The organism is Mesorhizobium sp. LSJC285A00, assembly GCF_000503155.1.
In the GTDB taxonomy this organism is placed as follows: domain Bacteria; phylum Pseudomonadota; class Alphaproteobacteria; order Rhizobiales; family Rhizobiaceae; genus Mesorhizobium.
The window spans coordinates 45,433-59,487 of the sequence record NZ_AYVK01000022.1; the positions used below are offsets into that span (position 1 = coordinate 45,433).

Here is a 14,055-nt window from a genome sequence, read left to right on the forward strand (position 1 = left end):
GCACGGCGGCAAGAAAGGCTTAACGGCACAACGCCCTCCTGTCCGCCTAAACACTGCGGCCAACCGCAGATTTATCACATGGCGCCGATCCAGACCGCCATGGAAACGAGAAACGCACTCATGCACACCAACGAAACGACGTCCTGAACAAGATCGCTCATAACTCTCTCCTGTTGTTGATATGTTCGTATTTTGTTCTAACTTTGTTCGAAAGTCAATGAGCGGAAAGCGGCATGCCGACGAATCCTGACAGCCGGTTTGGGCAGGGTTAAGGAAAGGTTGACGGGGTGACGGCGGTGCTGACGCAGGGCGCATCGCATGCCTTTGCGATCGGGACACGCACCAATCACTTCGTGATCCTAGGGCGGAGCAAGGAGCGCAGCGACGCGGCGCAGACCCTAGGATGAGGAAGTTGGGGCCTACAACGGAACGACCTTGCCATCCGCCAACGTCACCCGGCGGTCCATGCGCGAGGCGAGTTCGTGATTGTGGGTCGCGATCAGCGCGGCAAGGCCGGACTGCTTGACCAGCGCGCCAAGCGCGTCGAAGACATAGGACGCGGTGACCGGGTCGAGATTGCCGGTCGGCTCGTCGGCCAAAAGCAGCAAGGGCGCATTGGCGACGGCACGGGCGATGGCGACGCGCTGCTGTTCGCCGCCGGACAGCTCCGACGGACGGTGCGACGCGCGCTTGCCGATCTGCATATAGTCGAGCAGCTGTGCTGCGCGCTCCGACGACTCCTTGCGCGAAAGCCCTTTGATCAGCTGCGGCATCATGATGTTTTCGAGCGCCGAAAACTCCGGCAGCAGATGATGGAACTGATAGACGAAGCCGACATCGTTGCGGCGGATCGCCGTGCGTTCGTCGTCGGAGAGCCGTCCGCAGGCGCGGCCGGCCAGAATGACGTCACCGGCGTCGGGGCGCTCGAGCAGGCCCGCCGTATGGAGCAGCGTCGACTTGCCGGTGCCCGACGGCGCCACCAGCGCCACCATCTCGCCGCGCTTCAGCGAAAAGTCGGCGCCGTTCAAAATGGTGAGCTTGCGCGGCCCCTGGACATAGTGCCGCTCGACGCTCTTCAGCTCGATAATGATCTCGGACTTCATTCGTATCTCAAGGCCTCGACCGGATCGAGCCGTGCGGCGCGCCATGCCGGAAACACCGTTGCCAGGAAGGACAGGCCGAGCGCCATCAGGATGACATAGGTGGTCTCGCGCGGGTCCATCTTTGCCGGCAGCTGGCTGAGGAAATAGAGTTCCGGATTGAACAGCACCTTGCCGGTCATCCAGGAGAAGAACTGGCGGATGGATTCGATGTTGGTGCAGATGAGCACCCCGAGCAGCACGCCGGCCAGCGTGCCGGTGACGCCGATCGCAGCACCCGTCATCAGGAAGATGCGCAGGATGGCGCCGCGCGAGGCGCCCATTGTGCGCAGGATGGCGATATCGTGGCCCTTGTCCTTCACCAGCATGATCAGGCCGGAGATGATGTTGAGCGCCGCCACCAGCACGATCAGCGTCAGGATCATGAACATGACGTTGCGCTCGACCTGCAGCGCCGAAAAGAACGTCTCGTTGCGCTGGCGCCAGTCGACCATGTCGATCGGGCGTTGCGCCGCCGCATCGACCAGCGGTTTCAGCGCGTCGACATTATCGGGGTTGTCGACATAGATCTCGATCGTCTGCGCCCTGCCGTCCATGTTGAAATAGAGCTGCGCTTCGGAAAACGGCATGTAGACGATGGAGCTGTCATACTCCGACATGCCGACCTCGAAGATCGCCGCCACCTTGTAGCCCTTCAGCCGCGGCGTCGTGCCCATCGGCGTCACATCGCCGTCCGGCGAGATCAGCGTGATGGTGTCGCCGAGCACAAGGCCGAGATTCTCCGCCATGCGCTTGCCGATGGCGACGCCATCGCCGGAGTCGAAGCCGTCAAGCGTGCCTTGCTTGACGTTCTGGGCGACGATGGCGATCTTGCCGAGGTCTTCGGCCCTGATACCGCGCACCAGCGCGCCCATGCCGCCGCCGACATTGCCTTGCGCCAGCACCTGGCCGTCGATCAGCGGGATCGCGTATTTGACGCCGGCCACGCCGTTGATGCGGGCTGCGACCTGCGCATAGTCCTCAAGCGGCGAATCCAGCGGCTGCACGATCAGATGGCCGTTGACGCCGAGGATGCGGGTCAGAAGTTCGGCTCGAAACCCGTTCATGACAGCCATGACGACGATCAGCGTGGCGACGCCCAGCATGATGCCGAGGAAGGAGATCGAGGCGATGACCGAGATCACCGTCTCCTTGCGGCGCGACCGCAAATAACGCCAGGCGACCATGCGTTCGAACATGGAGAACGGGCCGGCGACCGGAGACTTGGTGACCGGAGACTTGGCGACCGGAGACTTGCCAACCGGAGACTGGGCTACCGAAGACTTCGCTGCCGCGGCTTCGCTCATGCGGTTGCACCGAAGCGTTTCCTGGCCTCCGCGACCGGCAGCGTCTCGCGCTCGCCGGTCCGGCGGTTCTTGATCTCGATCTCGCCGGCGGCCACGCCGCGCGGCCCGACGATCACCTGCCAGGGCAGGCCGATCAGGTCCGCGGTGGCGAACTTGCCGCCCGGCCGCTGGTCGGTGTCGTCGTATAGCACATCCTTGCCGGCGCTGGTGAAGGCGGCGTAGAGCTCGCCGCAGACGCGGTCGCACTCGGCATCGCCGGCCTTCATGTTGATCAGGCCGATGTCGAACGGCGTCACCGCTTCCGGCCAGATGATGCCGTTATCGTCATGGCTGGCCTCGATGATCGCCGCCACCAGCCGCGACGGACCGATACCGTAGGAGCCGCCGGAAACGAAATGATCCTTGCCGTCGGGCCCGGTCACCTTGGCGCCCATGGGCTTGGAATATTTGTCGCCGAAATGGAAGATGTGGCCGACCTCGATGCCGCGTGCCGAGACCCGGTCGGCTTCGCCAAGCTTGTCCCAGGCCGCCTCGTCATGCATCTCGTCGGTGGCGGCGTAAGGCGTCGTCCACGTCTTGACGATGTCGGCGATCTCGCCGTCATTGCCGAAGTCGGTTTTCTCGCCGGGCACCTGGAGCGACAGATATTCGCGGTCGCAATAGACCTGGCTCTCGCCGGTGTCGGCCAGGATGATGAATTCATGGCTGAGATCGCCGCCGATCGGCCCTGTGTCGGCCCGCATCGGAATGGCCTGCAGCCCCATGCGCGTGAACGTTCGGAGATAGGATACGAACATGCGGTTATAGGCGGCTTTGGCTCCCTCGAAATCGAGGTCGAAGGAATAGGCGTCCTTCATCAGGAATTCGCGTGAACGCATGACGCCGAACCGCGGCCGCACCTCGTCGCGGAACTTCCACTGGATGTGGTAGAGGTTGAGCGGCAAATCCTTGTAGGACTTGACGTAGGCGCGCACGATCTCGGTGACCACTTCCTCATTGGTCGGACCGTAGAGCATGTCGCGGTCCTGCCGGTCCTTGATGCGCAGCATCTCCTTGCCGTAATCGTCATAGCGGCCGCTTTCGCGCCACAGATCGGCCGACTGGATGGTCGGCATCAGGATTTCCAGAGCGCCGGCGCGGTTCTGCTCCTCGCGGATGATGCGGCAGACCTTGTCCAGCACCAGCTTGCCCAGCGGCAGCCAGGAAAAGCTGCCCTGCCCCTGCTGGCGGATCATGCCGGCACGCAGCATCAGCCGGTGCGAGACGATCTCGGCCTCGCGCGGATTTTCTTTCAGGATGGGCAGGAAAAACTGCGACAAACGCATGGACAGGTCCGTGAGAGAGGAGGCTGCGCCGGAATCGGCGCGGCTGGCTTGCTTGCCCCGGCTTCATAGCTATTTCGTGACGGAATGGAAACCCGACCGGTCGCATCGGTCCGAAATCGCAAAAATCGATTCTTCTTCCAAAGACCTTCGCACCGAAAACGATAATGCTTCTGACGCAAAGTGATCGCCTGACTGCAAAGTCCTCACACACGCTTTGCGCGTCCGGGCTACGCGGCACACCTGGCCCCATTAATGCGGCAGCCCCGGCGTTGTTCGTTTCGCAAGCAAAGCCTGCCGCACTATTGTGCACTGCAGCACAGATTGCCCGATTGCGGGCAAAATTCTGCGTGACAATTTCATCAGGGTTAGGCTAGTGTGCCCCGATAACCGAGAGGGTGGAGAAAAATCTGCTCTCCTACGCGGTCAAAGTCTTGGGAGGATGCGATCTAGGCGCGGTTACCCGCTGCCGCCGGAAACCGGAAAACAGATCGGAACGCGTTTAAATTGCAAGGCCTTGTGCCTTGCATTTTTTTTGCCCGATCATCTGGTTAGATCAACCTGTTCCCAAATCACGTGAGCTTGCGTCAGCCTGACACCAAGGCGTGATTCTAATGCGGGTGGGCCATGCCTGGCCGCCGATTGCGCATCGCAGGCTGGTGAGCCAAACCCTGAGTTTGGCGCTTCGAAAACAGGCACGAACACCCCACCCGATCTGTCGGCGGGAAAGTGTTAGTTAGCCGGTGCCTGGCTGGCTTCGGGGATGATGTGCGGGACTTCGTCGAGGCTGTAGCCCAGCCCGTGCGTCAGGCTATAGAAAACCCCCATGACGACAGCCGTGACGATGGTGGTGCGGATCACGGCGCGCAGCATATGCGGCCCGCGCGGCGCACTCGCAACCGTGCCCAGCGTCACGTCCTGGTCGTCATCCTGCGTCTTGACGCTGAACGGCAGCACGATGAACAGCATCAGCCACCAGGTGATGAAGAACAGCGCGGCAAACGAAATCCAGCTCATGCCTGCTCCAGTTCGACCAGCGTGCCGAAGAAATCCTTGGGATGCAGGAACAGCACCGGCTTGCCGTGGGCGCCGGTTTTGGGATTGCCGTCGCCCAGCACGCGGGCGCCGCTCGCTTTGAGGTGATCGCGCGCGGCAAGGATGTCGTCGACCTCGTAGCAGACATGATGCATGCCACCCGAGGGGTTCTTGTCCAGAAAGGCCGCGATCGGCGACCCCTCGCCCAGCGGCTCCAGGAGTTCGATCTTGGTGTTGCCGACATCGACGAACACCACGGTAACGCCATGCTCGGGCAGCGCTTGCGGCGCGGTGACCTTCGCGCCAAGCGTATCGCGATAGGCCGCAATCGCCGCGGCCAGGTCCGGCACGGCAAGCGCTACATGGTTCAGGCGTCCGAGCATGAAGTGCTCCACAAGTTAAGGGAGTAGGGAATAGGCAGCAGGCAGTAGTGATACATCTGCATTTTTCTCCACTGCCTACTGCCTACTGCCTATTCCCTCACCTCGTCACAAACACCGTCACCAGCGGCTTCTTGCCCCAGGCCTCGTTGGCGGCGCCGCGCACGGCGCGGCGCACCGCTTCCTGCACCAGATCGAGGTCCTTGCGGCGCTGGCGAGGGATCGAGTCGACCGCGCCGACGGCCGCGTCGAGCATCAGATCTTCCATGTTTTCGCCACGGGCATCGGCCTCGGCGACGCCGATGGCGACCAGATCGGGATCGCCGGCGAGCTCATATTTGTCGTCGAGCACGACATTGACCGCGACATGGCCGGCGAAGGATAGCTTGCGCCGGTCGCGTATGCCCATCGCCTGGTCGGTGCCGATCAGCCTGCCGTCCTTGTAGATGCGGCCGAACGGCACCTGGTCGATGATCGTGGCCGGACCCGGCGCCAGCCGCAGCATGTCGCCGTCGCGCACTTGCGCCACCTGGCCGATGCCGGAGGTCGACATCAGCGACCCCTGCGCCACCAGATGCGCGGCTTCGCCATGCACGGGAACGCCGATCTGCGGCCGCACCCACTCATACATCCTGCGCAATTCGCTGCGGCGGGGATGGCCGGAGACATGCACAAGCGCGTCGCCATCCTCGATGATCTTGATGCCGAGGTCGATGAGGCGGTTCTTGATCTCGAGGATCGCCTTCTCGTTGCCGGGAATGGTGCGTGAGGAAAACACCACCGTGTCGCCGGCCGTCAGCGACACCGATTTCATCTCGTCGCGCGAAAGTTTTGCCAGTGCCGCCAGCGCCTCGCCCTGGCTGCCGGTGCAGATGATGACCAGGTTCTCGCGCGGGATGAAGCCGAAATCCTCTTCGGCGATGAACTCCGGCAGCCCGTCCATGTAGCCGAGCTCGCCGGCGACATCGATGACCCGCCTCAGCGAGCGGCCGAGCACCAGGCACTGGCGGCCGGCATCGCGCGCCGCCTTGGCGATCGAAACGATGCGCCCGACATTGGAGGAGAAGGTGGTGACGGCGACACGGCCGACGGCGCTCTGGATGACGCCCCTGAGGCCTTCGCCCACCGCCACTTCCGACGGCGATTCGCCTTCGCGCAGCGCATTGGTCGAATCGCAGACCAGCGCCAGCACACCCTTGTCGCCATAGGCGCGAAACCGCGCCTCGTCGGTTTTCGGACCGATCGTCGGTTCCGGATCGATCTTCCAGTCGCCGGTATGGATGACGGTGCCGGCCGGGGACGTAATCGCCAATGACATCGGCTCGGGGATCGAGTGCGCCACCGGAATGGCCTCGATCGAGAACGGGCCGACAGTGAATGTTTCACCTGCCCGGTAGATCGTCACCGGAATTTTCTTCGGCGCGCCCTGCTCGCCCTGGCGCTTGGCGTCCAGCAGGCCGGCGCTGAACGGTGTCATCCACACCGGCGCCTTCAGCTTCGGCCAGATGTCGAGCAGCGCCCCGTAATGGTCTTCGTGCGCGTGGGTGATGATGATGCCGCGCAGGCCGGCGAGGTTCTCCTCGATGAAGCGCGTATCGGGCAGGATCAGGTCGACGCCCGGATGCGCCGCGTCGGGAAAAGTCACGCCGACATCGACGACGATCCACTCGCGCGCGCTAGGCGGCCCATAGCCGTAAAGGGCGAAGTTCATGCCGATCTCGCCGACGCCGCCGAGCGGCACGAAGACGAGTTCGGCGTTTTGCGCTTTCGCCATCAATTTTCCCTTCCCGGCCCTTGCGGCCAGCCCTAAATCTTTGCCGACGCGACGGCGCCGAAATGCACGTCGCCGGCGGCTACCGTCACGACCGACCCCTCATCATCGCGGATCACGAAACGGCAGTCCGCGTCAATGGTCTCGAAGGTACCGCGCACCACATTCCCGTCAATCCTGACAGCAACCTCGCCGCCAAGCCCCGCCGCGCGCGCCAGCCAGCGACGCCGGATGGCGTCGAGCCCGCGTCCGTCATCCCACAGCCGGGCATTGTCGGTCCAGGCATCGGACAGCGCCAAGAACAGCGTTTCGGCGTCGCATGTCGCGCCCAGCGCCTGAAGCGATGTCGCCGGATACGGCAAATCCGGCGGATGCGCCACCACATTGACGCCGATGCCCACCGCCACCGCGAAACGGCCGCCATCGAGAATGGCCGATTCCAGCAGGATGCCGGCCAGCTTGGCGCCGGAGGCCAGCACATCGTTCGGCCATTTCAGCTCGAAGCGGTTCTGCCCCTGGCTGGCGCCGTCGAGGCCGATAGCGATCCTGCCCTTCGGCACCACGGCGTCGAGCGCATCGGCCAGCGACAGGCCGGCGACGAAGCCCAGCGTCGCCGCCAGACGCAACTCACCGCCGGTGATGACCAGCAATGTCGCCGCCAGATTGCCCTCGGGCGATACCCAGGCCCTGCCGCGGCGGCCACGGCCGCTTTCCTGCTTCTTGGAAACGACCCACAATTTGCCGGGGTCGCCTGCCCTTGCATGGTCCAGCGCCAGCGTGTTGGTGGAACCCACGCTGTCATGGGCCTCGAGCCGGAACCCTTCCGTCTCAGAGGTCGGAGCCAGCCGAAATGCCATCCGTTCAGAAAAATGTCTTGGCGGCGGCTTCGGCGTAGGTCGCGATCGGACCGCCGATCAGCACATAGAACAGCACGAAAGCGCCGGAGATGCCAAGCACGAGGCGCAGCTCAACCGCCATCGGCACGAAGCCGCCGGCCGGTTCGTCGAACCACATGATCTTGATGATGCGCAGATAGTAGAACGCGCCCACGACGGAGGCCAGCACGCCGATGATCGCCAGCGCATAGAGGTTGGCGTTGATGGCGGCGAGGAACACGTACCATTTCCCCCAGAAGCCGGCGAGCGGCGGGATGCCGGCCAGCGAGAACATCAAGATGGTCAGGATCGTCGCCATGATCGGATTGGTCGACGACAGACCGGCGAGATCGCTGATCTGCTCGACATTGCCTTCCTTGCGCCGCATGGCGAGGATGAAAGCGAAGGTGCCGAGCGTCATGACGAGATAGATCAGCATGTAGATGGCGACGCCGCGCACGCCGGCCTGGCTGTTGGCGGCAAGGCCGACCAGCGCATACCCCATATGGCCGATCGAGGAGTACGCCATCAGCCGCTTGATGTTGGTCTGGCCGATCGCGGCAAAGGAGCCGAGCGCCATCGAGGCGATCGAGATGAAGACGATGATCTGCTGCCAGTCGGAAGCGATCGGCTTGAAGGCGCCCATGGTGACGCGCACGATCAGCGCCATTGCCGCCATTTTGGGAGCGGCCGCCAGGAAGGCGGTGACCGGCGTCGGCGCGCCCTCGTAGACATCGGGCGTCCACATGTGGAACGGCACCGCCGAAATCTTGAAGGCAAGACCGGCCAAAACGAAAACCAGGCCGACGACGAGGCCGAGCTGGCGCTCACCGCTGCCAAGCGCGGAGGAAATTTCCTGGAAGCCGACATTGCCGGTGTAGCCGTAAATGAGGCTGATGCCGTAAAGCAGCATGCCCGACGACAGCGCGCCCAGCACAAAATACTTCAAACCGGCCTCGGTCGAACGCAGATTGTCGCGATTGATCGCGGCCAGCACGTAAATCGCCAGCGACTGCAGCTCGAGGCCGAGATAGAGCCCGATCATGCCGTTGGCCGAGATCATCAGCATCATACCGAGCGTGCAGAGCAGGATCAGCACCGGGTATTCGAACTTGTCGAAATGCTCCTGCCTGGCGAAGCGCATCGACATCACCAGCGTCACCGCCGAACCGATCAGCGACAGCACCTTCATGAAGCGGGAGAACGGATCCTGGATGAAGGCGTTGCCGTAGGCTGCGCCCTGTCCCGTGGGAAAGATCAGCCATAGGCCTGCGATCACCAGCACGGCGACGGCAAGGACAGTCACCAGAATGGCAGTGTTGGCGCGCGAATAGGCGCCCACCATCAACAGCGCCAGCGCGCCGATGGCGAGGATCAGCTCCGGCGTCGAGAGCGAAAGGCTGGAGTAAAGGTCCGGCGTCATGGTTCGCAAAACCTCTGGTCAGTTCGCCGCCGCGGTCTGCGCGGCGCCGATGGATGCGGTGACATTGGTGACGAGCGCCTTGACCGACTGGGCCGTGGCATCGAAGACGGGAGCGGGATAAACGCCGAAGAAGATGACCAGCACGACCAGCGGGTAGATGATTGCCTTCTCGCGCGTCGACAGATCGAGCAGGCCCTTCAGGCTTTCCTTGGTCAGCGCGCCGAAGATCACCCGGCGGTAGAGCCAGAGCGCGTAGGCCGCCGACAGGATGACGCCGGTGGCGGCGAAGAAAGCCACCCAGGTGTTGACCCGGAACACGCCGAGCATGGTCAGGAACTCGCCAACGAAACCTGACGTGCCCGGCAAGCCGACATTGGCCATGGTGAAGATCAGGAACACCGTGGCGTATTTCGGCATGTTGTTGACCAAGCCGCCATAGGCGTCGATCTCGCGCGTGTGCATGCGGTCGTAAATCACGCCGACGCACAGGAACAGCGCGCCCGAGACGAGGCCGTGGCTCAGCATCTGGAAGATCGCGCCCTGCACGCCTTCCTGGTTCATGGCGAAGATGCCCATGGTGACGAAGCCCATATGGGCGACGGAGGAATAAGCGATCAGCTTCTTCATGTCTTCCTGCATCAGCGCCACCAGCGAGGTGTAGATGATGGCGACGACCGACAGCGTAAACACCAGCGGCGCGAACATTTCCGACGCCAGCGGGAACATCGGCAGGGAGAAGCGCAGGAAGCCGTACCCGCCCATTTTCAACAGGATGCCGGCCAGGATCACCGAGCCCGCCGTCGGCGCTTCGACGTGGGCGTCGGGCAGCCAGGTGTGCACCGGCCACATCGGCATCTTCACCGCGAAGGAGGCGAAGAAGGCCAGAAATAGCCATGTCTGCATGTGGGCCGGGAAGTTGTGGGTCAGCAGCGTCGGGATGTCGGTGGTGCCCGCCTGGAAGAACATCGCCATGATGGCGAGCAGCATCAGCACCGAGCCGGCCAACGTGTAGAGGAAGAACTTGAACGAGGCATAGACGCGGCGCTTGCCGCCCCAGACGCCGATGATGATGAACATCGGGATCAGGCCGGCCTCGAAGAAGACGTAGAACAGCACGATGTCGAGCGCGCAGAACACGCCGATCATCAGCGTTTCCAAGAGCAGGAAGGCGATCATGTAGGCCTTGACCCGCTTGTCGATCGCTTCCCACGACGCCAGGATGCAGAGCGGCATCAGGAACGTCGTCAGGATGACGAACAGCATCGAAATGCCGTCGACGCCCATATGGTAGGAGATGCCGGAATCCAACCAGGCAAACTTCTCGACGAACTGGAAGCCGGCTTGCGAATTGTCGAAGCCGGTCCAGATGAACAGCGAGATGATGAAGGTGGCTGCTGTCGTCGTGAACGCGATGGCGCGGATGTTGCGACGCGCATTCGGGCTGTCATCCCTGATGAACAGGATCAGCAGCACACCTACGAGCGGCAGGAACGTGACCAGCGAGAGGATTGGCCAGGCGGTCATCAGAGCATCATCCAGGTGACGAGTGCGGCCACGCCGATCAGCATGGCGAAGGCATAGTGATAGAGATAGCCGGTCTGCAGCTTGACGACGCGGTCGGTGACGTCGACGACACGCGCCGAAATGCCGTCAGGGCCGAGCCCGTCGATGATGGTGCCGTCGCCGGTCTTCCACAAGAACCTGCCCAGCGCCTTTGCCGGCCGCACGAACAGGACGTCGTAGAGCTCGTCAAAGTACCATTTGTTGAGCAGGAAGGCATAGAGCAGCCGATGGTTGGCGGCGACGCTCCGGGGCAGCTCCGGCGAGCGGATGTAGAACTTCCAGGCGACGGCAAAGCCGATGATCATGGCGACGAACGGTGCCAGCTCGACCCACAGCGGCAATTCATGGATCTCGTGCAGGATGTGGTTGCCCGGCAGCGTGAACAGCGACGCCTTCCAGAATTCGGCATAGGCTTCGCCGATGAAGGCGCCATGAAAGACAACGCCGGCAAACAGCGCGCCCGCGGCCAGGATGAACAGCGGCACCAGCATCACCGGCGGCGATTCATGGACATGGTGCATGACGTCGTGGCTCGCCCGCGGCTCGCCGTGGAAGGTCATGAAGATCAGCCGCCAGGAGTAGAAGGAGGTGAAGCAGGCGGCGATGACCAGCAGGACAAAAGCGAGGCCGGCGACCGAATTGTGGCCGGCAAAGGCAGCCTCGATGATGGCATCCTTGGAGAAGAAGCCGGCGGTGCCGATGACGGTCACCGGAATGCCGACGCCGGTCAGCGCCAGCGTGCCGATCACCATCATCCAGTAGGTCTTCGGAATGAGCTTCCGCAGGCCGCCCATCTTGCGCATGTCCTGCTCGTCGGAGACGGCATGGATGACCGAGCCCGAGCCCAGGAACAGCAGCGCCTTGAAGAAGGCGTGCGTGAACAGATGGAAAATCGCCGCGCCATAGGCGCCGACGCCGAGCGCCACGAACATGTAGCCGAGCTGCGAGCAGGTCGAATAGGCGATGACGCGCTTGATGTCGTTCTGGACCAGGCCGACGGTCGCCGCGAAGAAGGCGGTGAAGGCGCCGATGAAGGTGACCACGGTCAGCGCCGAATGCGACAATTCGAACAGCGGCGACAGCCGCGCCAGCATGAACACGCCGGCCGTCACCATGGTGGCGGCATGGATCAGTGCCGAGACCGGGGTCGGGCCTTCCATCGCGTCCGGCAGCCAGGTGTGCAGCGGCACCTGCGCCGACTTGCCCATGGCGCCCATGAACAGCAGCAGGCAGACGATGGTCATGGCCGCCTGCTTGTCCAGCGCATAGCCGAGGAAGGTCAGCACGGCGGCCCCTTGCGGCGCGCCTTCGGCCGGAATGAACGTCGCGGCATTGGCGAAGATGGTGCCGAGATTGACCGAGCCGAACAAAACGAAGACGCCGAAAATGCCGAGCGCGAAGCCAAAATCGCCGACGCGGTTGACGACGAAGGCCTTGATGGCAGCGGCATTGGCCGACGGCTTCTTGTACCAGAAGCCGATCAGCAAATAGGACGCGAGACCCACCCCTTCCCAGCCGAAGAACATCTGCACCAGATTGTCCGCCGTCACCAGCATCAGCATGGCGAAGGTGAACAGCGACAGATAGGCGAAGAAGCGCGGTCGGTTCGGATCGTGGTGCATGTAGCCGATCGAATAGATGTGGACCAGCGCGGACACCGTGTTGACCACCACCAGCATGACCACCGTCAGCGTGTCGATCCTGAGCGCCCAGGACGCGTCGAGCCCGCCCGACTGGATCCAGCGCAGCACCGGCACGGTGAACACCTCGCCCTCGCCGAAGCCGACGGAGAAGAAGGCGACCCAGGACAGCACGGCCGAGATCACCAGGAAGCCCGAGCTGATGTATTCCGATGCCTTGGCGCCCAGCGAATTGCCGAACAGACCGACGATCAGGAAGCCGAGCAGCGGAAGGAAGACGATCGCTTGATACATGTTAGCCCCGTCAACCCTTCATCTGGTTCACGTCTTCGACCGCGATCGAGCCGCGGTTGCGGAAGAAGACGACGAGAATGGCAAGACCGATGGCCGCTTCGGCGGCGGCGACCGTCAGCACGAACAGGGCAAACACCTGGCCGACGAGATCGCCCAATGCCGCCGAGAAGGCAACGAAATTGATGTTGACCGCCAAAAGGATCAGCTCGATCGACATCAGGATGACGATGATGTTCCTGCGGTTCAGGAAGATGCCGAACACGCCCAGCGTGAACAGGATCGCCGATACGGTCAGGTAATGTGCGATGCCGACGACCATGGCCAGATCAAACCTTTCCCGGCATTTGTTGAATCATTGAACGCGCGGATACGATGGCGTCCAAAAGGCTGTCTATGGCAGAAGGCTCGAAGATAACTGTTGCATCATTCCGGCCTGCCCCCTGAACGTATGTGAAATCTTCGCTCTTGATGTTCAGCGTAAGATTCCCGTCGCGATTCCAGACGAATACCCAGGCCTTTTCAGTCGAATCAACCCGCCAAGAGGCAACCTGCTCTCCCCAGTATTTTTTCTTCAAACGACCGAACATCGTCAGAGCCCCTCGCCCGACTTGACCTTGCGGATTTCCATGCCTGTCGCCGGCGTGCGGCCGACCTGGGCTGCGATCGACTGCCGCTTGATCCCTTCCTTGTGGCGCAGCGTCAGCACGATGGCGCCGATCATGGCGACCAGCAGGATGAGGCCCGAAATCTGGAAGTAGTAGAGGTAGTCGGTATAGAGGATGTCGCCGAGTGCTGCGGTGTTTGTCCGCGCGGCAAGATCCGGGATGGGTTTGGAGACCGTCGAGGCCAGTTGCGGCGCGAAGGTGTAGCCGCCGAGCACCACGATCAGCTCGGCCGCCAGGATCAGCCCGACCAGCGCGCCGATCGGCGCATATTGCAGGGCGCCTTCCTTCATCTCGGCGAAGTCGACATCGAGCATCATGACGACGAACAGGAACAGCACCATGACCGCGCCGACATAGACGACGAGCAGGATCATCGCCAGGAACTCGGCGCCGGTCAGCATGAACAGGCCGGCGGCGTTAAAGAAGGTCAGGATCAGGAACAGCACGGAATGCACGGGGTTGCGCGACGAAATGACCATGAAGGCCGACGCCACCGCGACAAAGGCGAAGAGGTAGAAAAAGGCCGCCTCTAGTCCACTCAGCATTGGGGATCCCCCGGGTTCCTGTCCAAACAGGACATCCGTCCTGTTTGATTTCTGCGACCGCCTCCGGCCGGCAAGTTGCGTTGTCCTTAGACGAGG

Annotated in this window: 13 protein-coding genes; all 13 read right to left on the reverse strand. The window is 62.7% G+C overall.

What is annotated here, in order from left to right; translation table 11 throughout:
• Positions 1-419: 419 nt before the first annotated feature.
• Positions 420-1,103 (reverse strand): ABC transporter ATP-binding protein, encoded by a 684-nt coding sequence (locus X726_RS150900; RefSeq protein ID WP_023670800.1) that lies wholly within the window; start codon positions 1,101-1,103, stop codon positions 420-422.
• Positions 1,100-2,446, reverse strand: a complete 1,347-nt coding sequence (locus X726_RS150895; protein ID WP_023670801.1) for a lipoprotein-releasing ABC transporter permease subunit — start codon at positions 2,444-2,446, stop codon at positions 1,100-1,102. Before X726_RS150895 ends, X726_RS150900 begins: the two co-directional genes overlap by 4 nt.
• Positions 2,443-3,771 carry a proline--tRNA ligase gene (proS, locus tag X726_RS150890; protein ID WP_023670802.1) on the reverse strand — a complete coding sequence of 443 codons (1,329 nt, stop codon included), beginning with the start codon at positions 3,769-3,771 and terminating at the stop codon, positions 2,443-2,445. Before proS ends, X726_RS150895 begins: the two co-directional genes overlap by 4 nt.
• A 729-nt stretch (positions 3,772-4,500) precedes the next feature.
• Positions 4,501-4,785: a DUF1467 family protein gene (locus tag X726_RS150885; RefSeq protein WP_023670803.1), complete on the reverse strand. Its 285-nt coding sequence runs from the start codon at positions 4,783-4,785 to the stop codon at positions 4,501-4,503.
• On the reverse strand, positions 4,782-5,186 hold the full coding sequence (mce, locus tag X726_RS150880) for a methylmalonyl-CoA epimerase (protein WP_023670804.1): 405 nt from the start codon (positions 5,184-5,186) through the stop codon (positions 4,782-4,784). The genes X726_RS150885 and mce overlap by 4 nt, the downstream gene beginning before the upstream one ends.
• A gap of 97 nt (positions 5,187-5,283) precedes the next feature.
• The gene (locus X726_RS150875; protein ID WP_023670805.1) at positions 5,284-6,957 is read right to left on the reverse strand and encodes a ribonuclease J; all 1,674 of its coding nucleotides are present in this window, start codon (positions 6,955-6,957) and stop codon (positions 5,284-5,286) included.
• A 32-nt stretch (positions 6,958-6,989) separates the two neighbouring features.
• On the reverse strand, positions 6,990-7,811 hold the full coding sequence (locus X726_RS150870) for a biotin--[acetyl-CoA-carboxylase] ligase (RefSeq protein WP_023670806.1): 822 nt from the start codon (positions 7,809-7,811) through the stop codon (positions 6,990-6,992).
• Positions 7,812-7,815: 4 nt separating this feature from the next.
• Positions 7,816-9,252 (reverse strand): NADH-quinone oxidoreductase subunit NuoN, encoded by a 1,437-nt coding sequence (nuoN, locus tag X726_RS150865; RefSeq protein WP_023670807.1) that lies wholly within the window; start codon positions 9,250-9,252, stop codon positions 7,816-7,818.
• Between the two features lie 18 nt (positions 9,253-9,270).
• Complete coding sequence (locus tag X726_RS150860; RefSeq protein ID WP_023670808.1) at positions 9,271-10,776, reverse strand: NADH-quinone oxidoreductase subunit M; 1,506 nt, start codon at positions 10,774-10,776, stop codon at positions 9,271-9,273.
• Positions 10,776-12,749, reverse strand: a complete 1,974-nt coding sequence (gene nuoL, locus X726_RS150855) for an NADH-quinone oxidoreductase subunit L (protein WP_023670809.1) — start codon at positions 12,747-12,749, stop codon at positions 10,776-10,778. Before nuoL ends, X726_RS150860 begins: the two co-directional genes overlap by 1 nt.
• A 10-nt stretch (positions 12,750-12,759) precedes the next feature.
• On the reverse strand, positions 12,760-13,068 hold the full coding sequence (gene nuoK, locus X726_RS150850) for an NADH-quinone oxidoreductase subunit NuoK (RefSeq protein WP_023670810.1): 309 nt from the start codon (positions 13,066-13,068) through the stop codon (positions 12,760-12,762).
• 7 nt (positions 13,069-13,075) lie between these two features.
• Entirely contained in the window at positions 13,076-13,336 is a 261-nt protein-coding gene (locus X726_RS150845; protein WP_023670811.1) for a hypothetical protein, read from the reverse strand.
• Positions 13,337-13,338: 2 nt separating this feature from the next.
• Positions 13,339-13,959 (reverse strand): NADH-quinone oxidoreductase subunit J, encoded by a 621-nt coding sequence (locus X726_RS150840; protein WP_023670812.1) that lies wholly within the window; start codon positions 13,957-13,959, stop codon positions 13,339-13,341.
• Positions 13,960-14,055: the final 96 nt, after the last annotated feature.

Coding starts and splice junctions, on each gene's coding strand:
- nuoN (WP_023670807.1), bottom strand. CDS start 9,252: ATGACGCCGGACCTTTACTCCAGCCTTTCGCTCTCGACGCCGGAGCTG.
- mce (WP_023670804.1), bottom strand. CDS start 5,186: ATGCTCGGACGCCTGAACCATGTAGCGCTTGCCGTGCCGGACCTGGCC.
- X726_RS150875 (WP_023670805.1), bottom strand. CDS start 6,957: ATGGCGAAAGCGCAAAACGCCGAACTCGTCTTCGTGCCGCTCGGCGGC.
- X726_RS150860 (WP_023670808.1), bottom strand. CDS start 10,776: ATGACCGCCTGGCCAATCCTCTCGCTGGTCACGTTCCTGCCGCTCGTA.
- X726_RS150840 (WP_023670812.1), bottom strand. CDS start 13,959: ATGCTGAGTGGACTAGAGGCGGCCTTTTTCTACCTCTTCGCCTTTGTC.
- nuoL (WP_023670809.1), bottom strand. CDS start 12,749: ATGTATCAAGCGATCGTCTTCCTTCCGCTGCTCGGCTTCCTGATCGTC.
- X726_RS150895 (WP_023670801.1), bottom strand. CDS start 2,446: ATGAGCGAAGCCGCGGCAGCGAAGTCTTCGGTAGCCCAGTCTCCGGTT.
- X726_RS150870 (WP_023670806.1), bottom strand. CDS start 7,811: ATGGCATTTCGGCTGGCTCCGACCTCTGAGACGGAAGGGTTCCGGCTC.
- proS (WP_023670802.1), bottom strand. CDS start 3,771: ATGCGTTTGTCGCAGTTTTTCCTGCCCATCCTGAAAGAAAATCCGCGC.
- X726_RS150900 (WP_023670800.1), bottom strand. CDS start 1,103: ATGAAGTCCGAGATCATTATCGAGCTGAAGAGCGTCGAGCGGCACTAT.
- X726_RS150845 (WP_023670811.1), bottom strand. CDS start 13,336: ATGTTCGGTCGTTTGAAGAAAAAATACTGGGGAGAGCAGGTTGCCTCT.
- nuoK (WP_023670810.1), bottom strand. CDS start 13,068: ATGGTCGTCGGCATCGCACATTACCTGACCGTATCGGCGATCCTGTTC.
- X726_RS150885 (WP_023670803.1), bottom strand. CDS start 4,785: ATGAGCTGGATTTCGTTTGCCGCGCTGTTCTTCATCACCTGGTGGCTG.